Below are 698 nucleotides of genomic sequence, written 5' to 3'. Positions count from 1 at the left end.
GCCCGCCACGGGGTCCAGGCCGTCGGGCCTGCCGCTGAGGCGTCCGCCTCGGTGAGCTGGCGGAGCAGGTCGAGCAGGTCGGCGCGGTGGTCGACGGCCGCCAGCAGCGCGGCGACGGTCGCGGGGTCCTCGGGGTCGCGCTGCGTGGCCAGCTCCGCGAGGGTGAGGTGGTGGCGCACCAGCAGGGTCACGTCCCGCACCTCGGCCTCCTCTACCCCCATCCGCTCGAGGATGGTCGGCGCGATGGCCGCTCCCTCGACGCTGTGGTCGGTGGCTCCGGCCCGCTTGCCGATGTCGTGCAGCAGCGCGGCGAGGAGCAGGGTCTGACCGCCGGCCCCCGGACCTCGACGTCCACGACCGGCCCGTGCCACGGTCTCGACCAGGTGACGGTCCACGGTGTGACGGTGGATCGGGGAGCGTTGCGGACGGTTGCGGACTCCTGCCCACTCCGGGATCCAGCGGGTCACGACCCCTGCGAGGTCGAGGGTCTCCCAGACCGGGATCTGCGCCGGCCCGGCCCCGAGGAGCTGCAGCAGGTGGGCCCGCGCACCGACCGGCCAGGGCACGGGGAGCTCAGGGGTCCGCGCGAGGCTGTCGATCGTGACCGGTGACAGCGGCAGACCTGTTCGCGCCGCGGCGGCCGCCGCACGCAGGCTCAGCAGCGGCTCGTCCTCGGGGCGGACGCCGGCCGCGAGCAC

Annotated in this window: 1 protein-coding gene; it reads right to left on the bottom strand. The window is 75.6% G+C overall.

The features are described from left to right. Nucleotides 1-698 (bottom strand): HD domain-containing protein (locus L0B03_RS18720; RefSeq protein ID WP_250448614.1); only part of this gene is annotated, 698 nt, incomplete at both ends.

Origin of the sequence: Actinotalea sp. C106 (assembly GCF_023630195.1) — a bacterium.
GTDB lineage: Bacteria > Actinomycetota > Actinomycetes > Actinomycetales > Cellulomonadaceae > Actinotalea.
This window is presented reverse-complemented; position numbering and strand designations above follow the sequence as displayed.